Source organism: Actinomyces oricola (assembly GCF_004104015.1).
GTDB classification, from domain to species: Bacteria; Actinomycetota; Actinomycetes; order Actinomycetales; family Actinomycetaceae; genus Actinomyces; species Actinomyces oricola.
Map to the genome: position 1 here is coordinate 1 of NZ_RYFV01000014.1, position 18,186 is coordinate 18,186.

At 66.5% G+C, this 18,186-nt stretch carries 16 protein-coding genes and 1 pseudogene; 8 read left to right on the forward strand and 9 right to left on the reverse strand.

Annotated features, from left to right (window positions below; translation table 11 throughout):
- Positions 1 to 193: pseudogene (locus EUC46_RS13020) on the forward strand (ISAs1 family transposase); the annotation flags it as partial.
- A 293-nt stretch (positions 194 to 486) separates the two neighbouring features.
- Positions 487 to 1,458: a diaminopimelate dehydrogenase gene (locus EUC46_RS06915; protein WP_128773455.1), complete on the forward strand. Its 972-nt coding sequence runs from the start codon at positions 487 to 489 to the stop codon at positions 1,456 to 1,458.
- A 26-nt stretch (positions 1,459 to 1,484) separates the two neighbouring features.
- Here EUC46_RS06915 and EUC46_RS06920 read toward each other — a convergent pair whose 3' ends face one another.
- The 3 genes from EUC46_RS06920 to EUC46_RS06930 all read right to left on the reverse strand — a co-directional run bounded on the left by EUC46_RS06920 (position 1,485) and on the right by EUC46_RS06930 (position 5,926).
- Complete coding sequence (locus tag EUC46_RS06920; RefSeq protein WP_128773456.1) at positions 1,485 to 2,321, reverse strand: PRD domain-containing protein; 837 nt, start codon at positions 2,319 to 2,321, stop codon at positions 1,485 to 1,487.
- 123 nt (positions 2,322 to 2,444) lie between these two features.
- Positions 2,445 to 3,950: a glycoside hydrolase family 1 protein gene (locus EUC46_RS06925; protein ID WP_128773457.1), complete on the reverse strand. Its 1,506-nt coding sequence runs from the start codon at positions 3,948 to 3,950 to the stop codon at positions 2,445 to 2,447.
- A gap of 29 nt (positions 3,951 to 3,979) precedes the next feature.
- On the reverse strand, positions 3,980 to 5,926 hold the full coding sequence (locus EUC46_RS06930; protein ID WP_128773458.1) for a beta-glucoside-specific PTS transporter subunit IIABC: 1,947 nt from the start codon (positions 5,924 to 5,926) through the stop codon (positions 3,980 to 3,982).
- A gap of 426 nt (positions 5,927 to 6,352) precedes the next feature.
- Between EUC46_RS06930 and EUC46_RS06935 the strand changes: the two genes are divergently transcribed.
- Positions 6,353 to 6,859 carry a hypothetical protein gene (locus EUC46_RS06935; RefSeq protein WP_241655454.1) on the forward strand — a complete coding sequence of 169 codons (507 nt, stop codon included), beginning with the start codon at positions 6,353 to 6,355 and terminating at the stop codon, positions 6,857 to 6,859.
- Between the two features lie 38 nt (positions 6,860 to 6,897).
- Here EUC46_RS06935 and rsmG read toward each other — a convergent pair whose 3' ends face one another.
- From rsmG to rpmH, 6 genes are read right to left on the reverse strand one after another with little or no spacing between them, the layout of a single operon-like run.
- Positions 6,898 to 7,572, reverse strand: coding sequence for a 16S rRNA (guanine(527)-N(7))-methyltransferase RsmG (gene rsmG, locus EUC46_RS06940; protein WP_128773459.1), 675 nt, complete (start codon positions 7,570 to 7,572; stop codon positions 6,898 to 6,900).
- Position 7,573: 1 nt separating this feature from the next.
- Complete coding sequence (locus EUC46_RS06945; protein ID WP_128773460.1) at positions 7,574 to 8,161, reverse strand: Jag family protein; 588 nt, start codon at positions 8,159 to 8,161, stop codon at positions 7,574 to 7,576.
- 40 nt (positions 8,162 to 8,201) lie between these two features.
- The gene (gene yidC, locus EUC46_RS06950) at positions 8,202 to 9,353 is read right to left on the reverse strand and encodes a membrane protein insertase YidC (protein WP_128773461.1); all 1,152 of its coding nucleotides are present in this window, start codon (positions 9,351 to 9,353) and stop codon (positions 8,202 to 8,204) included.
- A 50-nt stretch (positions 9,354 to 9,403) separates the two neighbouring features.
- A complete protein-coding gene (yidD, locus tag EUC46_RS06955) occupies positions 9,404 to 9,703 on the reverse strand; it encodes a membrane protein insertion efficiency factor YidD (protein WP_128773462.1) in 300 nt (99 codons plus the stop codon).
- Positions 9,700 to 10,068 (reverse strand): ribonuclease P protein component, encoded by a 369-nt coding sequence (gene rnpA, locus EUC46_RS06960; protein WP_128773463.1) that lies wholly within the window; start codon positions 10,066 to 10,068, stop codon positions 9,700 to 9,702. Before rnpA ends, yidD begins: the two co-directional genes overlap by 4 nt.
- A gap of 1 nt (position 10,069) precedes the next feature.
- Positions 10,070 to 10,207 (reverse strand): 50S ribosomal protein L34, encoded by a 138-nt coding sequence (gene rpmH / locus EUC46_RS06965; protein WP_009232709.1) that lies wholly within the window; start codon positions 10,205 to 10,207, stop codon positions 10,070 to 10,072.
- 542 nt (positions 10,208 to 10,749) lie between these two features.
- Between rpmH and dnaA the strand changes: the two genes are divergently transcribed.
- The 5 genes from dnaA (at position 10,750) to gyrB (ending at position 18,149) form a co-directional block, all read left to right on the forward strand.
- A complete protein-coding gene (gene dnaA, locus EUC46_RS06970) occupies positions 10,750 to 12,288 on the forward strand; it encodes a chromosomal replication initiator protein DnaA (RefSeq protein WP_128773464.1) in 1,539 nt (512 codons plus the stop codon).
- Positions 12,289 to 12,849: 561 nt separating this feature from the next.
- On the forward strand, positions 12,850 to 13,983 hold the full coding sequence (gene dnaN, locus EUC46_RS06975) for a DNA polymerase III subunit beta (protein WP_128773465.1): 1,134 nt from the start codon (positions 12,850 to 12,852) through the stop codon (positions 13,981 to 13,983).
- A gap of 31 nt (positions 13,984 to 14,014) precedes the next feature.
- Positions 14,015 to 15,223, forward strand: a complete 1,209-nt coding sequence (gene recF, locus EUC46_RS06980) for a DNA replication/repair protein RecF (protein ID WP_128773466.1) — start codon at positions 14,015 to 14,017, stop codon at positions 15,221 to 15,223.
- Positions 15,216 to 15,812 (forward strand): DciA family protein, encoded by a 597-nt coding sequence (locus tag EUC46_RS13300; RefSeq protein WP_206645930.1) that lies wholly within the window; start codon positions 15,216 to 15,218, stop codon positions 15,810 to 15,812. Before recF ends, EUC46_RS13300 begins: the two co-directional genes overlap by 8 nt.
- A 273-nt stretch (positions 15,813 to 16,085) precedes the next feature.
- Positions 16,086 to 18,149 (forward strand): DNA topoisomerase (ATP-hydrolyzing) subunit B, encoded by a 2,064-nt coding sequence (gyrB, locus tag EUC46_RS06990; protein WP_128773509.1) that lies wholly within the window; start codon positions 16,086 to 16,088, stop codon positions 18,147 to 18,149.
- Positions 18,150 to 18,186: the final 37 nt, after the last annotated feature.

An 18,186-nucleotide genomic window follows, 5' to 3' on the forward strand; every position in this document is an offset into this window, starting at 1 on the left:
GCGGGACGTCACCTTCGATGAGGACCGCCACCAGCTGCGCACCGGCAACGGACCCCACGTCATGGCCACCCTGCGCAACACCGCCATCAGCCTCATACGCCTGACCTACGGACCCCACGCATCCATAACCGAACGACTACGACACCTCACCTACGAACCATCAGAAGCAACACGCCTGGTCACAGCACCATAGAAACAACTTTGCCGAGCCCCTGGGTTGGGGCGTGCGACCGGCCCAGACCGCGGGCACAGTATCGGAGCCAGGGCTGAACGGCGAGTCCAGAGGAGACCTCATGTCGATAAGTTTATCAAGCGGCGACGCTCTTGATAACTTTATCGTCGACGACTGATGTCGGGCTCCATCCGTGGCGGAGTCCGTGACCTTCTCCTCCGCCCTCGAGCGTGCCAGCCGGTGAGACGGAGCCACCGCCGGGGCGGCTGTGGTGGAAAGCTTGCACTTACAGGCGCTCGACAATAGGAGGGCTCATGATCAGGGTCGCAATCAACGGATACGGCAACCTCGGGCGGGGCGCCGAGCAGGCCATCTCCAAGAACAACGACATGGAGCTCGTCGTCGTCTTCACTCGACGTAATCCGACGTCGATTGTGACGCAGGGCGCCCCGGTTGCGCACGTCGACGACATGCCGAACTGGGCGGACAAGGTTGATGTCTGCCTCAACTGCGGCGGGTCGGCGACGGATCTGACCGAGCAGGGCCCGGCGACGACCGCCTTCTTCAACACGGTCGACTCCTACGACACGCACGCCAAGATTCCCGCCCACTTCGCCTCCGTTAACGCCGCCGCGAAGGGGGCCGGTCACCTCGCCCTCATCTCCACCGGCTGGGATCCCGGCCTGTTCTCCATGCTCCGGGTTCTCGGGGACGCGGTCTTGCCCAGCGGGGCGACAACGACCTTCTGGGGCCCCGGCGTCTCGCAGGGGCACTCGGACGCGATTCGCCGCATTCCCGGGGTGGCGGATGCGCGACAGTACACGCTGCCGGTGCAGGAAACCGTCGATGCGGTTAAAGCGGGCGACGACGTCGAACTGACGACGCGCTCAATGCACCGGCGCGCCTGCTACGTCGTGGCCGACGAGGGCGCCGATCTCGCTCGTATTGAGAAGGAGATCGTGGAGATGCCGAACTACTTCGCCGACTATGACACCACCGTGACCTTCATCTCCGCCGAGGAGATGGCGGCCGAGCACAGCGGCATTCCCCACGGCGGGACGGTGGTCCGCCGGGGCGAGACCTCTGCGGGAGTCACCGCGAATATCGCCTTTGAGCTCCAGCTCGGATCGAACCCCGAGTTCACCGGCTCCGTGGTAGCCGCCATGGGCCGGGCGGTCGCGAGGATGGCGGCGCGCGGCGAGACCGGAGCACGCACGGTCTTCGACGTCACGCTGGCCGACTTGTCGGCGAAGGACCCGGCGGACCTGCGCGCCGCATACCTCTAATACCTCTAACCGGCGTCTAGCCGGATCTAACTGGCGTCCTCGATCAGCCGTGCGATGTGCAGGGCGATGAAGGCGCACTCGTCGCGATCGACGTCGGCGTCGAACGCCATCCGGAGCAGGAATGCGATCCGTTCCGCGCATCCGAAAGCCTCGGGGTAGGCGGCCTGTATCGAGTCGATTAGTTCTTCGGGCGAAGCGCTGATCTGCTGGGCCGCGTCGAGGCGGGCGAAAACATAGCGCATGTGAGTGATGAAGCGGGCTGTGCTCATTGACTCGTGGTCGATCCGGACATCGAAGGTGCGGGCGATCATGTCCAATATCTGAGTGAGCGCCTCGGTCATCCGGACGCCCTGGTGGAGGCCGTGAGCCGTGAACTGGGCATTGACCAGGTGCATGGCGATGCTGGCCGCCTCGTCGTCGGGGAGCGTGACCCCGATCCGCTCCTTGACCAAGCGGATGCCGAGGCGGCCGACCTCGAGTTCACGCGGATAGAGCTGGCTGATCTCCCACTTCAGCGGGTTCTGCAGCGGCAGCCCCTGCTGGATCCGTTGACTGGCGAAGCTGATGTGGTCAGCGATCGCGATTATCAGGGACTCCGGCGGCTTGCGGCTCAGGTTGCCCGGTGCGGCCTCACACAGCTCAATCGCGATCCTAATGTGATCCAGTGGCAGGTCGGTCAGGAAGGCGCTGAGCCGATCGATCGGCTGCGCCGGACTGGGGACGAAAAGCTGCTCAGCGGCCTCCTGTGGCATCTCCTGGCCCTTGGGGTAGCGGAAGCTGATCCCGCGGCCGATGGCTACCATGTCCCGGCCATTCTCCCGTGCGACGAGCGCGTTATTGTTCAGGATTCTGACGACCTTCATGTGCCGTGTTCTTTCTGGGTCGGTGAGCGGGGCCGACCGACTGGTCGACCCCACCACTGATTCCGTCCATCGCCGTGATCGTTATTGTCGCAGGGTTCGTCGGGTGCGCGCGGGGCGACCGGGCTACAGATCGCTCAGATCACCGCCGTTAGTGGCAATAACCCGTTGGTACCAGGCGAATGACTTCTTCCGGAAGCGGTCGTAGCTGCCGTTGCCCTCGTCGTCGGCATCGACGTAGACGAAGCCGTACCGCTTGGACATCTGGCAGGACGACATCGACACAATGTCAATGCAGCCCCACGGCGTGTACCCCATGAGGTCCACTCCATCGGCAATCGCCAAGCCGATCTGGGTAATGTGCTGCCGGAAGTATTCAATCCGGTAGTCGTCCTCCACCGTCCCGTTCTTGAACACGTCCTTGGCGCCGACTCCGTTCTCCACAATGAACAGCGGTAGGCGGTATCGGTCGTAGAGGTCGATCAGGCTGAACCGCAGCCCTTTCGGGTCGATCTGCCAGTTCCACTCAGTGACGTCGAGGTACGGGTTCTTCGCCCCGGTGATGAGATTGCCGCTGACCTTCTGCAGACCGGTGTCGTCCCGGGTGGAGACCATTGACATGTAGTAGCTGAACGACACGAAGTCGACGGTTCCCTGCCGCAGCGCCTCAAGATCGCCGGCCGCCATGGCGACGTGGATCCCCTTGCGCTCCCACTCCTCGACCAGCCACTGCGGGTACTCCCCGAACACCTGGACGTCGGCGTACATAAGGTTCTCGCGGTTCGTTCGTTGCGCGATCAGGCAGTCATCAGGGTGACAGGTCAACGGGTATCGCAGCGTCCGAGTCAGCATGCAGCCCATCTCGGCGCCCGGAACCAGTTCCCGCATTAAGGCGGCTGCCCTGGCCGCGGCGACCAACTGGTGGTGGAGTGCCTGATAGATCGCCTCCTCCTGGTTCATCCCCTCGAACTGGTCGAGCACAATGCCGGCCGTGGTGAAGGAGTGTCGGAAGATCGAGTCGATCTCGTTGAAGTTGAGCCAGTACTTCACATACTGCCCGTACTCGGTGAAGCACACCCTGGCGAACCGCAGGAACATGTCGATCAGTGCCCGATCGTGCCATCCCCGCCGGGTGATGCTCAGCGCCAATGGCTGCTCGTAGTGGTGCAGCGTGACCAGTGGTTCGATGTTCCGCTCCCGCATGGCCCGGAACAGCCGGTGGTAGAAGGCTACTCCCTCGCTGAGGGGCTCGAGTTCCTCACCCGTTGGGAACAGCCTGGTCCACTGAATCGACACGCGAAGAGCCTTGAATCCCATCTCCTGCATGAGGTCCAGGTCTTCGATGTAGCGATGGTAGAAGTCATTCCCCCGGCGCTTGGGGTACGGTCCGGTGCCGTCGTACGCCGCCGCCTCCATAATGTCGGCCGTGGTAATGCCATGAGCGCCTTGATAGTCGGCGGGATCGAGCTTGGGCTTGTAGGTGGTCGCATCAGCGACGGACAAGCCCTTTCCGCCGACGTTCCAAGCGCCTTCGCACTGATTCGCCGCCAGCGCACCTCCCCAGAGAAAACCCTCCGGGAACACGGGCTCGGTAGGCACGCCGGTCACGGCCGGTTCGGTCGTTGAACTCATAATATTGCTCCTTTCCGTTCAGAATCCGTTCAGCGTTCGACGGCGAAGACGGGCTCGCCGGCCCGCACCGCACCGGCTGCAATGAGATCGGCGGCCGCTACCGCGCTTGGGCTGGTAATAATGGTCACGGTAGTGGTGTCGTATCCGGCGCTGGTGATAGCGCCCAGGTCGGCTGTCACCAGGTGATCGCCCGCCCGTACCCGGGTTCCCTTCGCAACTGCGTTGGTGAATGGCGCGCCTTTCAGTTGGACGGTGTCAATGCCGATATGCACCAGGATTTCCATACCGTCATCACCCTTGATGCCGAAGGCGTGGCCGGTGCCCATTGCCACCACGACGGTACCGTCGATCGGGGACACGATCTCGCCGCCGTCGGGGATGATCCCGAATCCGGGTCCCATTGCCCCGGAGCTGAACACCGGATCGGGGACGTCCGGCAGCGCGACCAGCGTGCCCGCGGCGGGCGCGAGAAGAGGGCCCTCCGGGGCGCTACCACCGGCCGCGGCATGCAGCTCCGCCGGCTGCTCGGCGCGCGCAGCCTCCTCCCGGTCGGCCTGAACCTCCTCTTTGCTGAACCCGAAGAGGTAGACGCCGACCGTCGCCAGCACGAAGGCCGTGAACGTTCCGACCAGAAATGGGATGAAGGTGTCGCCCAGCCCCAGTGGATCACCGAATCCCATTGGGAGCTGCAGAATGCCGGAGAGCGCGTAACCGTACACTTTGACCCCGAAGGCGCCCGTGATCGCTCCACCGACGGCGGCGGCCGCGATACCGATAATGAATGGGCGCTTGCGGGGCAGGTTGACACCGTAGATTGCGGGCTCGGTAATGCCGAAGATCGCCGACAGGGCCGCTGTGCCGGCCAGCCCCTTGGCCTGAGCCGACCTGATCTTGAGGAATACACCGAAGGCGGCGCCGGCCTGTCCCATCACGGCGGGCCAAATAGCCGGCTTGAGGGTGTCATAGCCGAGCGTGGCAATGTTGTTGAGGAAGATCGGCACCATGCCCCAGTGCACGCCGAAGATCACCAGAACCTGCCACAGTGCCGCAATGAGGGCCCCGGTAAGCAGCGGCGACAGGCCGTAGATGAGCAACAGACCGGCGGCAATGCCGTTCGCGAGCGCGGTCGCGGCCGGGCCGATCGTCAGCAGGACAACGGGCACGGCAATGACGAGCGCAATGAGCGGGGTGACGAAGTTGCGAACTGCCTCGTGGACCAGCTTGTTCAGGCCCTTCTCAAGGTAGGACAGGCCCCATACCGCGAGCAGAATCGGTATCACGGTGCCGGTGTAGCTCGGCAGTTGCATGGGGATACCGAGGAAGGTCACCGGGTTGCCGTCGTCGTAGAACGCCTTCAAGGTCATCTTGATGGCCTCGCCCTCGACTATGAGGGAGACGTCGACCAGCTGGTTGTAGAGCATGGCGGCGGCCAAGGCCATTGCCGTGTACATGTTCGAGCCGAACTTGCGCGCGGCGGTGGCGGCGAGCAGTACCGGCAAGAATGCGAAGAACGCATCCGCGGTCGCAAACAGCACCGCATAGGTGGTGGAGGTGGTTGCCAACACCCCCACGGTAGTCAGGATCATGAGCAGTCCCTTCAGGATCGCCAACGCTCCCATGACCCCGAGCAGCGGGCCGAAGATGCCCGACATGACATCGATCAAGCGGCTCAGCGGGTTCTGCCGGTTACCGCCCGTCGCCCGATCGGCGGCCGCTTCATCGCTGGTGAGCGCACTGGGCAGGCCCTCATACACCTGCGAGACGTTGTTGCCTATCACCACCTGGAATTGGCCCGCGCTCTCCACCACCGTGATGACACCGGGCAGCCCCTGGACTACGGGCTTGTCCGCCTTAGTCGGATCGGCCAGCACGAACCGCAACCGGGTCGCGCAGTGCGTCACTTCCTTCACATTGGTCTGGCCGCCAACCGCCTTGAGCACGTCGTCGGCGAGTTGTCGATAGTCGACCGAAGCCATGTCGATTCTCCCTTGATCGATTCTGACCCCGGGAACAAAAAAGACCCGCGCTCAGGATCACTGACGATCCCGAACTAGGGTCTTGCCTCGACTCAACGAGTTACATGCCTAGGTCTTCATTGAACCCGCGTAGGGTCCTGACGGTGCGCCAATTTAACACGGGCGGCGGAGGCCGTCAAGGAGCCGAGTACTCCGCCGCATCGCCAGCCCCCTCCCGGCCCGAGCAGATGCTCCCGCTCGCGCCGGGTCGGACCGCCCTCGAACCCGAGGACGTCGAGCAGCCGGTTCCCCAGTGCCCACAAGCGGTGCGGCCCCGGTGCCGGCGTCCGCGGACGACCCGGCCACTCCTGGCCGCTGTGGCCTTCGCCCCGGACCCCGATCGCACAAGGGTGAGATTGTGGCGACCAGTGATCGTAGACTTCGTCTGTGAGTGTTGCAGTGACTAAACACCTGGCGCCCGTTGAGGCCGGATGGGTCGCGATTCTGCGCGCTGCCCTTCCGGCGGATCTCAGAGGGCTCTGCTTGGCCCCCGACGACTGGTATCGGGGCATGGACAGCCCCTCGACGGACGGGCGCTGCCTGGCGTGGTTCGACCTGGTCGCCGACGAGTGCGTGGTGCTGACCGTCGGTGCCTACTTCAATGGGAAGCGCACCACGGTCGGCCGTCTGCGCAACCCGTTCTTCAATCTGGAGTCGCGCAGCCGCGCGGTCCCGCGCCGGAGGTTCACCGGTTCGCTCACGGAGCAGGCCGTCAGGACCTGTGAGTGGTTCGCGCAGATTAGGCGGCGACCGGTGGAGCGGTGCGACTGGTCGCGCACCGCCCGCGAGTACCGGTTCGCCGACGACGGCTCCGGCCTGGTGGCCTCGGGAAGCACCTCCCAGCGCCAGGGACTGCCTCGCAGGGTCACCAGGATCGCCACCACGGTGGGCTGACAGTCGCATGCGCGTCCGTCCCGCCCCGACTCCTGCCCTTACCGCTGGCGCGGACGACGGACCTCAACAACTCGCGTGAGTTCCCCACCCGGGGTGAGGATTTCATGAATCACGGCCGGTTTGAGCCGAGCCTTCTTCACAACGTACGTCGCGTCGGCGACCTCAGCTTCAGCGCGCGCCCCCTTGAGGGCCAGCAAGCACCCGCCCTGACGCAGCAGCGGCGCGGTCAATCGCACCAAGGTCGACATCTTGGCCACCGCGCGGGCGGTCACCGCGTCAAAGCGATCCTTGACATTCTCAGCGCGCGCATGGCGCACAGTGGTGTTGTCCAGGTCGAGATCGGCAACCACCGTCTCCAGCCACTCGACTCGACGCTCCATAGGCTCGATAAGAGATATCTCCAGATCCGGCCGGAGTAGTGCGATCACAATCCCGGGGAGCCCTGCACCCGAGCCAACATCCGCCACCGATCCTCGAGAGGGCAGGAAGGGCACTACTGCCGCGGAGTTGACGAGGTGGCGACTCCACAGGCGCGGCAGCTCCCGCGGACCGAGCAGCCCGCGCAGCTCTCCTTGTTCGGCCAGCATTTGGGCGAAGTGCTCAGCCGCACTGAACGCCACCCCGAAAAGCTCGATCATCTCCTCAGTGGGCTGCTCCACCTCCACGACAGCACCTGCCGCCGGCTGCGGCAGGTCCCGGTGTTCTTGACCCATCTCAGCCCTGGTCCTCACGTCCGCCCGGCCTGGCAGCAGTGGCGTCCCGGGAACCCTGCTCGCGATCCTCATCCGCCTCGACGTCGTCGGCGAGCATCACCACGACGTGCCGATGCGGCTCGGCCCCCTCGGACTCCGAGATCAGGCCCGCAGCGGCGACGACGTCGTGGCACACCTTGCGCTCAAAGGGATTCATCGGTTTCAAAGACACTGTTTGGCCGGTGGCCTTGACCCGCTCAACGGCCCGCCGGGCCACGGTGGTGAGTTCAGCCCGGCGCGCCGCCCGGTAGCCGTTAATGTCCAGCATGAGTCGCGACCGGTTGCCGGTACGGGTCTGGACGGCCAAGCGGGTCAATTCCTGGACCGCCTCCAGCACCTCGCCGTCGCGGCCCACGAGGTCGGCCAGCTCCCGCTTGTCGCTCTCCTCCGAGGCAATAATGGCCACCGAAGCCCGGCCGTGGTCAATGTCAATGTCTATGTCCCCACCGAGGTCGGCGATGTCGAGGAGTTCCTCGAGATAGTCCGCGCCAATCTCGCCCTCCTCCTCCAGACGCTTAATGGTGCTCGACGAGATAGTGTTCTCGCTCATGTGTCAGTCCGTTCCTACTCGCGACGACAGGGGTGCGGGCTCAGCCCCGCTTGCTCTTCTTCTGGGACTTACGCTTAGCGGCTGACCGGCGCCGGGCCTGGGCGCGCCTCTCATAACGACGGCGAGCAATCTCCTCCGGGGTCAGCCCCCCCGGGGCGGAGCGCGGCTCCTTGGCCTTCGTCTGCTGACTGTCAGCAACCTTCTCCAAGGAGATCGGGGACTGGACGCCCTTCTTCTGCCGGTCCTTGCGCACCGGCTGGACCCGCTGGCCCCCGCCCTGCGCATCGCCGGACTGGGCGCGGGCGGCCGCCTCCTCCTCTTCCAACGAGGGCTGACCCTTGCGGGCGCGCTTGGCATTGACTCGAGCGCGGTACTTCTTCTCCGCCTCCGAGCCGGGGGCCGGCATATTGCGAATGGTGAAGAACTGCTGGCCCATGGTCCAGAAATTGGAGGTCACCCAGTAAATGAGGACACCGATCTGGAACTGCACGCCAGTGACCGCGAAGATGACCGGCATGATATACATCATCATCTTCTGGGAGCGCATCATGGGGTTGTCCGAACTCTTCGCGGACTCCGGCATGTTCTTCATGCTCAGCTGCGCCATGGTGTACCACTGCGTCACCGACATGACCACAATGAGGACAATGGCGACGAGCTTGACCACGCCGTCCGTCGAGCCCATGAAGGACTCTGAGAGTTTCGCCCCGAAGACCGAGGAGGCCTGGACCTGTCCGGCCAGCTCGGCGGTGAGCGGGCCAATGGCCGCATGGCCCTCGTAGGTCCCGTTCGCCACCGCCTCCAGGGAGGCCAGCACCCGGAAGAGCGCGAAGAACACCGGCATCTGCACCAGCATCGGCAGGCAGGAGGACATGGGGTTGGTCCCGTGCTTGCGATACAGGGCCATCATCTCTTCTTGCTGGCGCTGACGCGAAACGGGATCCTTCTTGCCCTTGTACTTGGCCTGAAGCGCCTGAAGCTCGGGCTGGATGAGCTGCATACTGCGAGAGGCCCGGATCTGCTTGACGAACAGCGGCATAATGAGAATGCGCACCACGACTGTCAGACCGACAATCGACAGGACCCAGGCGATCCCGGCCCCATCGGGCAGACCCACAAGAACAAGTGCCTTGTGAATATAAACCATAATATAGGCGACGGCGACCTTGAGGGGCCACAGTAATGAGTCCATTAGATGAGCTCTCCTTGTTCTCGCGGAGCATTGCGCCCCGCAGGTCTTCTCTAGTGGCCTTCGGTCCCGACCTCGTCGATCATGAAGCGGGGAATGTCATGGGGGTGGGGATAACGCCACTGGCCGGGCTCAGGCACGTGGTCGACCCCACCACCGGTCATCGGATTGCAGCGCAGGAGCCGCCACAGGGCCAGCACGCCCCCCTTGAGGACGCCGTGAACCTGGATCGCTTGGACCGCGTATTGCGAGCAGCTCGGGTAGTAGCGGCAGCTGCGCGGCAAGAGCGGAGAGATGAAGCGCTGATAGAAGCGCACCGGGGCGAGCACCACGGTGGAAGCCACCGATGTCATCGACGTCGCCCCTGTCGGTGCAGTTCCCGGCAGCGCTCAAGCAGCCGGTCCAAGTCGGCCCCGAGCTGCTCGCTAGTGGCGCCGTCGGCCCCGGCCAGCGCGCGCACAACCACCCTGGCGCCAGGCTCGAGGGCGTCGATGCGGGCGCTCATGAGCGCCCGCACGCGGCGCTTAATCCGGTTGCGGCGCACCGCTTTAGCCACCTGTCTTTTCGGCACCACAATGCCGACGCGCGCTGAAGAGTCCTGGCATCCGTCGCCCCGGTAGTAGTGGAGGACCAGCCTGCGGTTCCCGCTGCGCGCACCAGCGACCGCTGCGGCCCTGAAATCCTCGGGCCGCAGCATCCGGTGCGCCGCCGGCAGCACCTCAGGCGGCGAGACGCGCGCGGCCCTTGCGGCGGCGCGAAGCCAGAACGGCGCGGCCGGCGCGGGTCGACATGCGCTTGCGGAAGCCGTGCACCTTGGCACGGTGACGGTTGTTCGGCTGGTAGGTCCGCTTGCTCACGGGAGTGCTCCTGGTCGAGTGGTCGTCGGTAGTGCGTCGCGAGGATCGCGGCACCGGCGCGCCCGCGCGGCTGCCCCCTGGTTCGGGACGTGACTCCACACGAACGTCTACACCACAATACGGTTCGCGTTTCGAGGTGGTCAAACGGATCCGCTGGGCGCTGATGAGAGCCCGGCCACTCCGGACCGTTACCTCATCGTTACCTTTACCCCCAGCCACCTGTGGACATCCTCTATCCACAGCGTCGTGTACGTCGATCCTCGAGTCCGGACTGTGACCTGCCGCCGCAAGGGAGAAGTGCTCACGGCTATCGACACGCGGACCATGTGAACAACTTGAGTGACCCCGTCCTGTGGATTTCCCACAAAGAAGCGGCCTCCCTGTGAGGCCCGTGGGGCGACCTGCCGGGGTTGAACCGTTACCGAGACGTCTCTCCCCACGTGTGGACAACTCTGTGGAGAGACAGCATGATGAGCGGGCCTGACGCCCCTCGACATCCTGGGACGTCCTGACGTCCGTACACCTACTTGAGGAGGCTGACCGTGCCCGACGCAGCGACCGCCCAGTGGCACTCCGCGCTCGACGTGCTTGCCGCCTCCGGGGAGCTCGGCCAGGGCAAGGTCTCAATCATTCGCATGACCCGGGTCATTGATGTCGATGGCACTCTCGTCCTGGTGGTCGGCTCGGCCTTCGCCAAGGACATTGTCGAGCAATCCCGCGGCCCCATTGGGCGGGCCCTGGCGGCGGTGTGGGAACACGAGGTTCCCTTTGAGGTCATTGTCGACACCTCCCTGATCTCCGCGGCGGTCCCCCCTGCGGCCGTCCCCATGCCGGTGGCCGAGCCCGTCACCTATCCCTCCATGAGCGCCCCCATGGGCGCCGATGCCGGCCCGGGCCCCTACGAGCGCCCTCCGGGAACGACCACTCCCTTTGCGGCACCCGCGCCCCCGGTTGTGCAGGTCCCCCAGGCGGCCCCGCCGGCCCCCACCACCCCAACCGCCACCGCTCCGACTACCAACGTCAGTTCTCAGCTCAACCCTCGTTACACGTTCGATACCTACGTCACCGGGGCCTCGAACCGCTTCGCCCATGCGGCGGCCATCGCCGTGGCCGAGGCGCCCGCGCGCGCCTATAACCCACTGTTCATCTACGGCGGATCCGGCCTGGGCAAAACCCACCTGCTGCACGCCATTGGCCACTACGCCAGCACCCTGACCCCGGCCATCCGCGTCACCTACGTCAACTCCGAGGAGTTCACCGCCGAGTTCATCGCCTGCCTGCGCGACGGCAACCGCGATGACGGCCGTCTGGAGTCCTTTAAGCGCCGCTACCGCGAGGTCGACATTCTTCTGGTGGACGACATCCAGTTCCTGGAGGGCAAGGAGTCCACCCTCGAGGAGTTCTTCCACACCTTCAACGCCCTGCACTCCAGCGGCAAGCAAGTGGTCCTCACCTCCGACCAACCGCCCAAGGCCCTGGGCGGGCTCGATGAGCGCCTGCGATCGCGCTTCGAGTGGGGGCTGCTGGCCGACGTCCAGCCCCCGGACCTGGAGACCCGCATCGCGATCCTCTCGCGCAAGGCCTCCGCCGAGGGGCTTGACCTGCCCATGGAGGTCCTGGACTACATCGCCTCGCGCGTGACCACCAATATCCGTGAACTGGAGGGGGCACTCATTCGGGTGACCGCCTTCGCCTCGCTCAACAAGCAGGGCATTGACCAAACTCTGGCGGAGATGGTGCTCAAGGACATTATTTCCGACCCCGCCGGGGAGGAAATCACCCCGGCGCTCATTATGGGGCAGACCGCCGACTACTTCGACATCTCCATTGACGACCTGTGCTCGGCCAACCGCTCGCGCACCATTGTCAACGCTCGCCACATCGCCATGTACCTGTGCCGCGAGTTGACCGACCTGTCCCTGCCCAAGATCGGTCGGGAGTTCGGCGGACGGGATCACACCACGGTCATGAGCGCCAATAAGAAGATACGCACTCTCATGTCCGAGCGCCGTTCCACCTTCACCCAGGTCACCGAGCTCACCAGCCGCATTAAGCAGGCCGCCCAGGAGCCCCGCGCCTGAGCGCGCCCGCCGGCGCCGCGCGGAGGCGGCCGCGCCGAGGCCCTGCGCATCCGGCCACCGGGCGTCACGGCGCCGGCCCACCGTCGTCGCCCGCCGGCGCCGGGCCCCCGCCGGCCTGTTGGCGCCCGGCCCCCGGAGGCCGGCGGCTGTGGACAGACCTGGGGATCTGTCGTGGGAATCACGGCACTGGCTGTGGAGGAGCGGCGCCCGCGCTGGGGAGAGCGCACAGCGGCCCAGTGCACGATCCACTGGGGACCATCGTGCTCCACGGAGTCACACCCATGTCGTTCCACACCCTCGAGCCGCGCCATCACAGGCCGCACCCCGGTTTCCCCCAGGATCCACACCACCTACTACTCCTACAATCCTCTAACTCACCGCGAATCAACACCGACCTGCCAACATGGGCAGCTCCGGCCCGGGAGCCGGGGCTCCGAGCCCGGAACAGCGTGATGTGACGCAGACCCCGGGCATGTGTCTAGACTCCGGGTAGTACCCCCTGCGCGCCGTCTCGGCCTGCGCGGGGCCACACGCTCGCTCCTGACAGGGAGGCACCACACCGTGAAGCTCAGGGTTGACCGCGATGTCCTCGCCGAGGCTGTGACCTGGACCGCCCGCTCCGTCCCTGCGCGACCCCCCGTCCCCGTCCTGGCCGGCGTGCGCCTGGAGGCCACCAGGGTCAGCCTGATCCTGGCCTCCTTCGACTATGAGGTTTCTGCCCGTTGTGAAGTTCCCGCCGAGGTCGAGGAAGAGGGCGTGGTTCTGGTTTCGGGTCGGCTCCTGGCCGACATAGCCAAGGCACTGCCGGCCAAGCCCGTTGACCTGGAGATGGAGGGCACCAAGGTGAATGTCTCCTGCGGGGCCTCCCATTTCTCCTTGGCCGCCATGGCCACCGAGGATTACCCGGCCCTGCCCTCCATGCCCGCCGTCGCCGGCACAGTCGATGCCCACGATCTGGCCCAGGCCGTGGGTCAGGTCTCCACCGCCGCCTCTCGGGACGAGACCCTCCCCCTGCTCACCAGCGTCCAAATCGAGGTTGAGGGCGCCAATATCACCTTTATGGCCACCGACCGCTATCGCCTGGCTGTGCGCAAGATGACCTGGGAGCCCGGGGACGCGGGCTTAACCACTTCGGCTCTGCTCAAGGCCCGCACCCTGTCGGATGTCGCCAAGTCTTTGACCAGTTCCGGGGAGGTCACTCTGGCCCTGACCGAGTCGGGGGAGGCGGCCGCTGGGCTCATTGGCTTCGAGGCCGCCGGGCGGCGCACCACCTCCTTGCTCACCGATGGCGACTATCCCCCGGTGCTGCGCCTATTCCCCGAGAACACGACGATCCACGCCATTGTGGGGCGCGAGGAGCTCATTGGGGCCGTGCGTCGCGTCAGCCTGGTCGCCGATCGCTCCACCCCTATCCACATGGTTTTCACCGAGGGCACTCTCGACCTGGACGCCGGCCAGGGCGACGACGCCCAGGCCTCCGAGCAGCTGGCGGCCCACCTGGAGGGCGAGGAGATGAGCACCGCGTTCAACCCCGGGTACCTGCTGGATGGATTGGGGGCCATTACCCAGCCCTATGTGCGCATGGACTTCACCCACGCGTCCAAGCCCGCCGTGCTCACCGGCGTGGAGTCCATTGGCGGCCCCGAGGACCCCAGTTTCCGCTACCTCATTATGCCGATCCGTTTCGGCGCCTGAGACGGTGCGGCCCTTGCCGCCGAGCGGAACCATGTACGTCTCCGACCTCGCCCTGGACGATTTTCGCTCCTACCACCACCTGGTGGTGTCTTTGGATCCGGGCCCGACGGCGTTCGTGGGCCCCAACGGGCAGGGAAAGACCAACCTGATTGAGGCCGTCGCCTATCTTTCCAGGCTTACCAGCCACCGGGTGGGGGCTGACACCGCTCTCGTGCGCCGCGCCCCAGCGGGAACCGAGCAGCCGGCCGGGGCTGTTGTGCGCGCCAAAGTCCACCATGGTGAGCGGCCCAGCGTCCTGGAGATCGAGATTATTGCCGGGAGGGCCAACCGGGCCCGCCTCAATCGCAACGCCTGCCGCCCCCGCGAACTACTGGGGGTTGTGCGCGCCATCGTCTTCGCACCCGAAGACCTCGCCCTCGTTCGTGAAGAGCCCGGGCTGCGGCGCCGCTTCCTCGATGAGCTGGCCGTAATGGAGCGCCCGGCCCTGGCCGGGGCGCGCGCCGAGCACGACAAGATCCTGGCCCAAAGAGCCGGCCTGCTGCGCTCGGCGCGGGCCGCGGGCGCCCCGCGCTCGGCCATGATGGACACCCTGGAGGTGTGGGATGCTCAGCTCGCCGCCGCTGCCGCCCGCCTCATATCCGCCCGCATTAACGTTCTGCGCCGCCTGCGCCCCTGGGTCGAGGACGCCTACGCCGCGGTCAGCCAGGAGCGGGGCACCGTCGCCCTGGCCTACCGTTCCAGTCTCCTGGCGCACGAGGGGGCTGCCGACCCCGACCCCGATGATCCGGGATCCTGGGAGGGCCAGGAGGCCGCCTTGGCCGACACGGCCGCCACGGCGGCGCGCCTGGAGACGGCCATGACGGCCCTCCACTCCCGTGAGATCGACCGGGGCGTCAACCTGGTAGGAGCCCACCGCGATGAGCTCGCCCTCTTCCTGGGCGGGATGCCCGCCAAGGGCTTCGCCTCCCACGGCGAGCAGTGGTCCCTGGCGCTGGCCCTGCGCCTGGCCTCCTACGAGATGGCGCGCCACGACGTCGACGCCTACGGGGGCGATGGGGAGCCGGTCCTCATTCTCGATGACGTCTTCGCCTCCCTGGACTCCCGCCGCAGGCGCGCCCTGGCGGCCCGGGTGGCGGGCGCCCAGCAGGTGCTGCTGACCGCTGCCGTCGACGACGACGTGCCCGTTGAGCTCGCCGGCGCCCGCTTCCGTGTGGCCGACTCGCAGGTGACCCGTGAGTGATTCCCCCGCCCCGCACGGCGACGACGTCCTGGCGCGGCGCGCCCTGGCCCGCCTGCGCGCCCGGGCCTGGGAGGCCGGGGAGCAACGCGACCCCGCCCGCCGCGCCCCGGTGGACCCGCAGGCCCCCGCCCCCTGGGACACGCGCCCGGCGCGGCGCGGCGCCCGGGACGAGGACGCCGACCGGGGCCCGGGCCTGCCCCCGGGGCGCGACCGGCCCGGGCCCACCCGCTATGACCCGCGCACCGGCGCGGCCGAGTTGAACCGCTTCGTACAGCGGCGGGGCTGGGCCGGAATGCTGGCCATCGCCGGGGTTCGGGTGCGCTGGGAGGAGATCGTTGGATCACAGATCGCCGCTCACGCCACGGTGGAGTCCTTTGAGGTCGGGCGCCTGACTCTGCGCGCCGACTCCAGCGCCTGGGCCCAGCAGCTGCGCCTCCTCATGCCCACCATTGAGGGCGCTGTGGACCGGGCCCTGGGCCCTGGCGGGGGGAAGGTTGAGATCCGGGTCCTGGGGCCGGCGGGGCCCACGTGGCGTCACGGGAGGGTGGCAGTGCGCGGCGGGCGCGGGCCCCGCGACACCTACGGGTGATCTCACACCCCCGCCACGGCCAGTCGGCGGTCGGGGAGGGCGACGATCCGCGATAGGATGCGACGCAAACGCCCATGGTGCGCCCAGGGCCGCCCGCAGGTACCCACCTACGCACCAGGGTGATCCGCCCCAGGACGCCCCTGCCAAGGGTCCTCAGGTGGATCCGGGGTGACAGGCGCCCCACTGGGCCACTGTGCCCGCGCGGCGACCACCCCGGCACGGGGGGCGCACAGAACGAGGAGCAACCAACACGTGTCTGACCAGGACGCTGCCATGACCACTGGCCCGGTCCCCAGCAACAGGACCGCGCCACCATCGGCCCCCACGCCCCCCGGCGACTACGGCGCCAGCGACATTACCGTCCTGGAGGGACTGGAGGCGGTGCGCAAGCGCCCCGGCATGTATATCGGCTCCACCGGGGAACGCGGCCTGCACCACCTGGTCTACGAGGTCGTCGACAACTCCGTGGACGAGGCCCTGGCCGGATTCTGCGACCACATTGAGATCACCCTCTTAACTGATGGCGGCGTGCGCGTGGAGGACAACGGCCGTGGCATCCCCGTCGATGAGCACCCCACCGAGCACCGGCCCACCGTCGAGGTGGTGATGACCATCCTCCACGCCGGCGGTAAGTTCGGCGGTGGCGGCTACGCCGTCTCGGGCGGTTTGCACGGGGTGGGCATCTCCGTGGTCAACGCCCTGTCCACCCGCGTGGACACCGAGGTGCGCCGCCAGGGCCGGGTGTGGCGCATGTCCTTCGGTCACGGGGGCCGACCGCTGACCGAGCTGGTCATGGGCGAGGAGACCCAGGCCACCGGCACCGTCCAGACCTTCTACCCCGACCCCGAGATCTTCGAGAGCACGGTCTTCGACTACGAAACGCTGCGCCGGCGCTTCCAGCAGATGGCCTTCCTCAACAAGGGCCTGCGCATTACCCTGATCGACGAGCGCGCCGGGGTCACCGACGACGGCGATGAGATCACCGGCGACGAGATGGGGCCGGCCGACGATCCAGTGCCGGGGCGGCGGGTGGTGTCCTACTGCTATGAGCACGGCCTGCGCGACTATGTCGCCTTCCTCAACCGCTCCAAGAAGGTCGATCTCATTCATCCCCAGATCATTGACTTCGAGGCCGAGCAGGCGCTCGACGAGACCCGCGGCATTAGCCTTGAGATCGCCATGCAGTGGACGAGCGCCTATTCCGAGTCGGTGCACACCTACGCCAACACCATTAACACCACCGAGGGCGGATCCCACGAGGAGGGATTCCGCATCGCCCTGACCACCCTGGTCAATAAGTACGCCCGCGAGAAGGGCCTGCTGAAGGACAAGGACGACAACCTCACCGGTGACGATATTCGCGAGGGCCTGACCGCCGTCATTTCGGTCAAACTCTCCGAACCCCAGTTCGAGGGGCAAACCAAGACCAAACTCGGCAACACCGAGGCGCGCACCTTCGTGCAGCAGACCGTCTACTCCCGGCTCGGCGACTGGCTCGACTCCCACCCCGCCGACGCTAAGGCCGTCATTACCAAGGCCTCCCAGGCCGCGGCCGCCCGCCTGGCCGCCCGCAAGGCCCGCGAGGCCACCCGCCGCAAAGGGGTGCTGGAATCCGCCTCCATGCCCGGCAAACTGCGCGACTGCTCCTCCCGGGACGTCGCCAGTTGCGAGATCTTCATTGTTGAGGGCGACTCCGCCGGGGGCTCGGCCGTGGGCGGGCGCGACCCCGAGCACCAGGCGATCATGCCCATCCGCGGCAAGATCCTCAATGTGGAGAAGGCCCGACTGGACCGGGCCCTGTCCAGCGATACCATCCGCTCCCTGATCACCGCCTTCGGCACCGGCATCGGCGAGGAATTCGACATCACCAAGCTGCGCTACGGCAAGATCGTCATTATGGCCGACGCCGACGTCGACGGCCAGCACATCGCCACCTTGCTGCTCACGCTCCTTTTCCGCTATATGCGGCCCATTATCGAGCACGGGCACGCCTATATCGCGATGCCCCCCCTCTACCGCCTGAAATGGTCGAACGCCGATCACGAGTTCGCCTATTCCGACGCCGAGCGCGATCGTCTGCTCGCCGCCGGCTCCCGAGCCGGGCGGCGCCTGCCCAAGGAGGGCGGCATCCAGCGCTACAAGGGCCTGGGCGAGATGAATGACCACGAGCTGTGGGAGACCACCATGGACCCCTCTCAGCGCATCCTCAAGCAGGTCACCCTCGACGAGGCCGCGGACGCCGACGAGACCTTCGCCATCCTCATGGGCGACGACGTCGAGCAGCGCCGTTCTTTCATCCAGCGCAACGCCGCAGATGTCCGCTTCCTGGACATCTGAGGCCACCGCTCCAGCCCGGGCGCCGCGCGCCCCATCT

Coding starts and splice junctions, on each gene's coding strand:
- rsmG (WP_128773459.1), bottom strand. CDS start 7,572: ATGGGTCAAGAACACCGGGACCTGCCGCAGCCGGCGGCAGGTGCTGTC.
- EUC46_RS06945 (WP_128773460.1), bottom strand. CDS start 8,161: ATGAGCGAGAACACTATCTCGTCGAGCACCATTAAGCGTCTGGAGGAG.
- EUC46_RS06915 (WP_128773455.1), top strand. CDS start 487: ATGATCAGGGTCGCAATCAACGGATACGGCAACCTCGGGCGGGGCGCC.
- gyrB (WP_128773509.1), top strand. CDS start 16,086: ATGACCACTGGCCCGGTCCCCAGCAACAGGACCGCGCCACCATCGGCC.
- recF (WP_128773466.1), top strand. CDS start 14,015: ATGTACGTCTCCGACCTCGCCCTGGACGATTTTCGCTCCTACCACCAC.
- yidC (WP_128773461.1), bottom strand. CDS start 9,353: ATGGACTCATTACTGTGGCCCCTCAAGGTCGCCGTCGCCTATATTATG.
- EUC46_RS06930 (WP_128773458.1), bottom strand. CDS start 5,926: ATGGCTTCGGTCGACTATCGACAACTCGCCGACGACGTGCTCAAGGCG.
- EUC46_RS06920 (WP_128773456.1), bottom strand. CDS start 2,321: ATGAAGGTCGTCAGAATCCTGAACAATAACGCGCTCGTCGCACGGGAG.
- EUC46_RS06925 (WP_128773457.1), bottom strand. CDS start 3,950: ATGAGTTCAACGACCGAACCGGCCGTGACCGGCGTGCCTACCGAGCCC.
- yidD (WP_128773462.1), bottom strand. CDS start 9,703: ATGACATCGGTGGCTTCCACCGTGGTGCTCGCCCCGGTGCGCTTCTAT.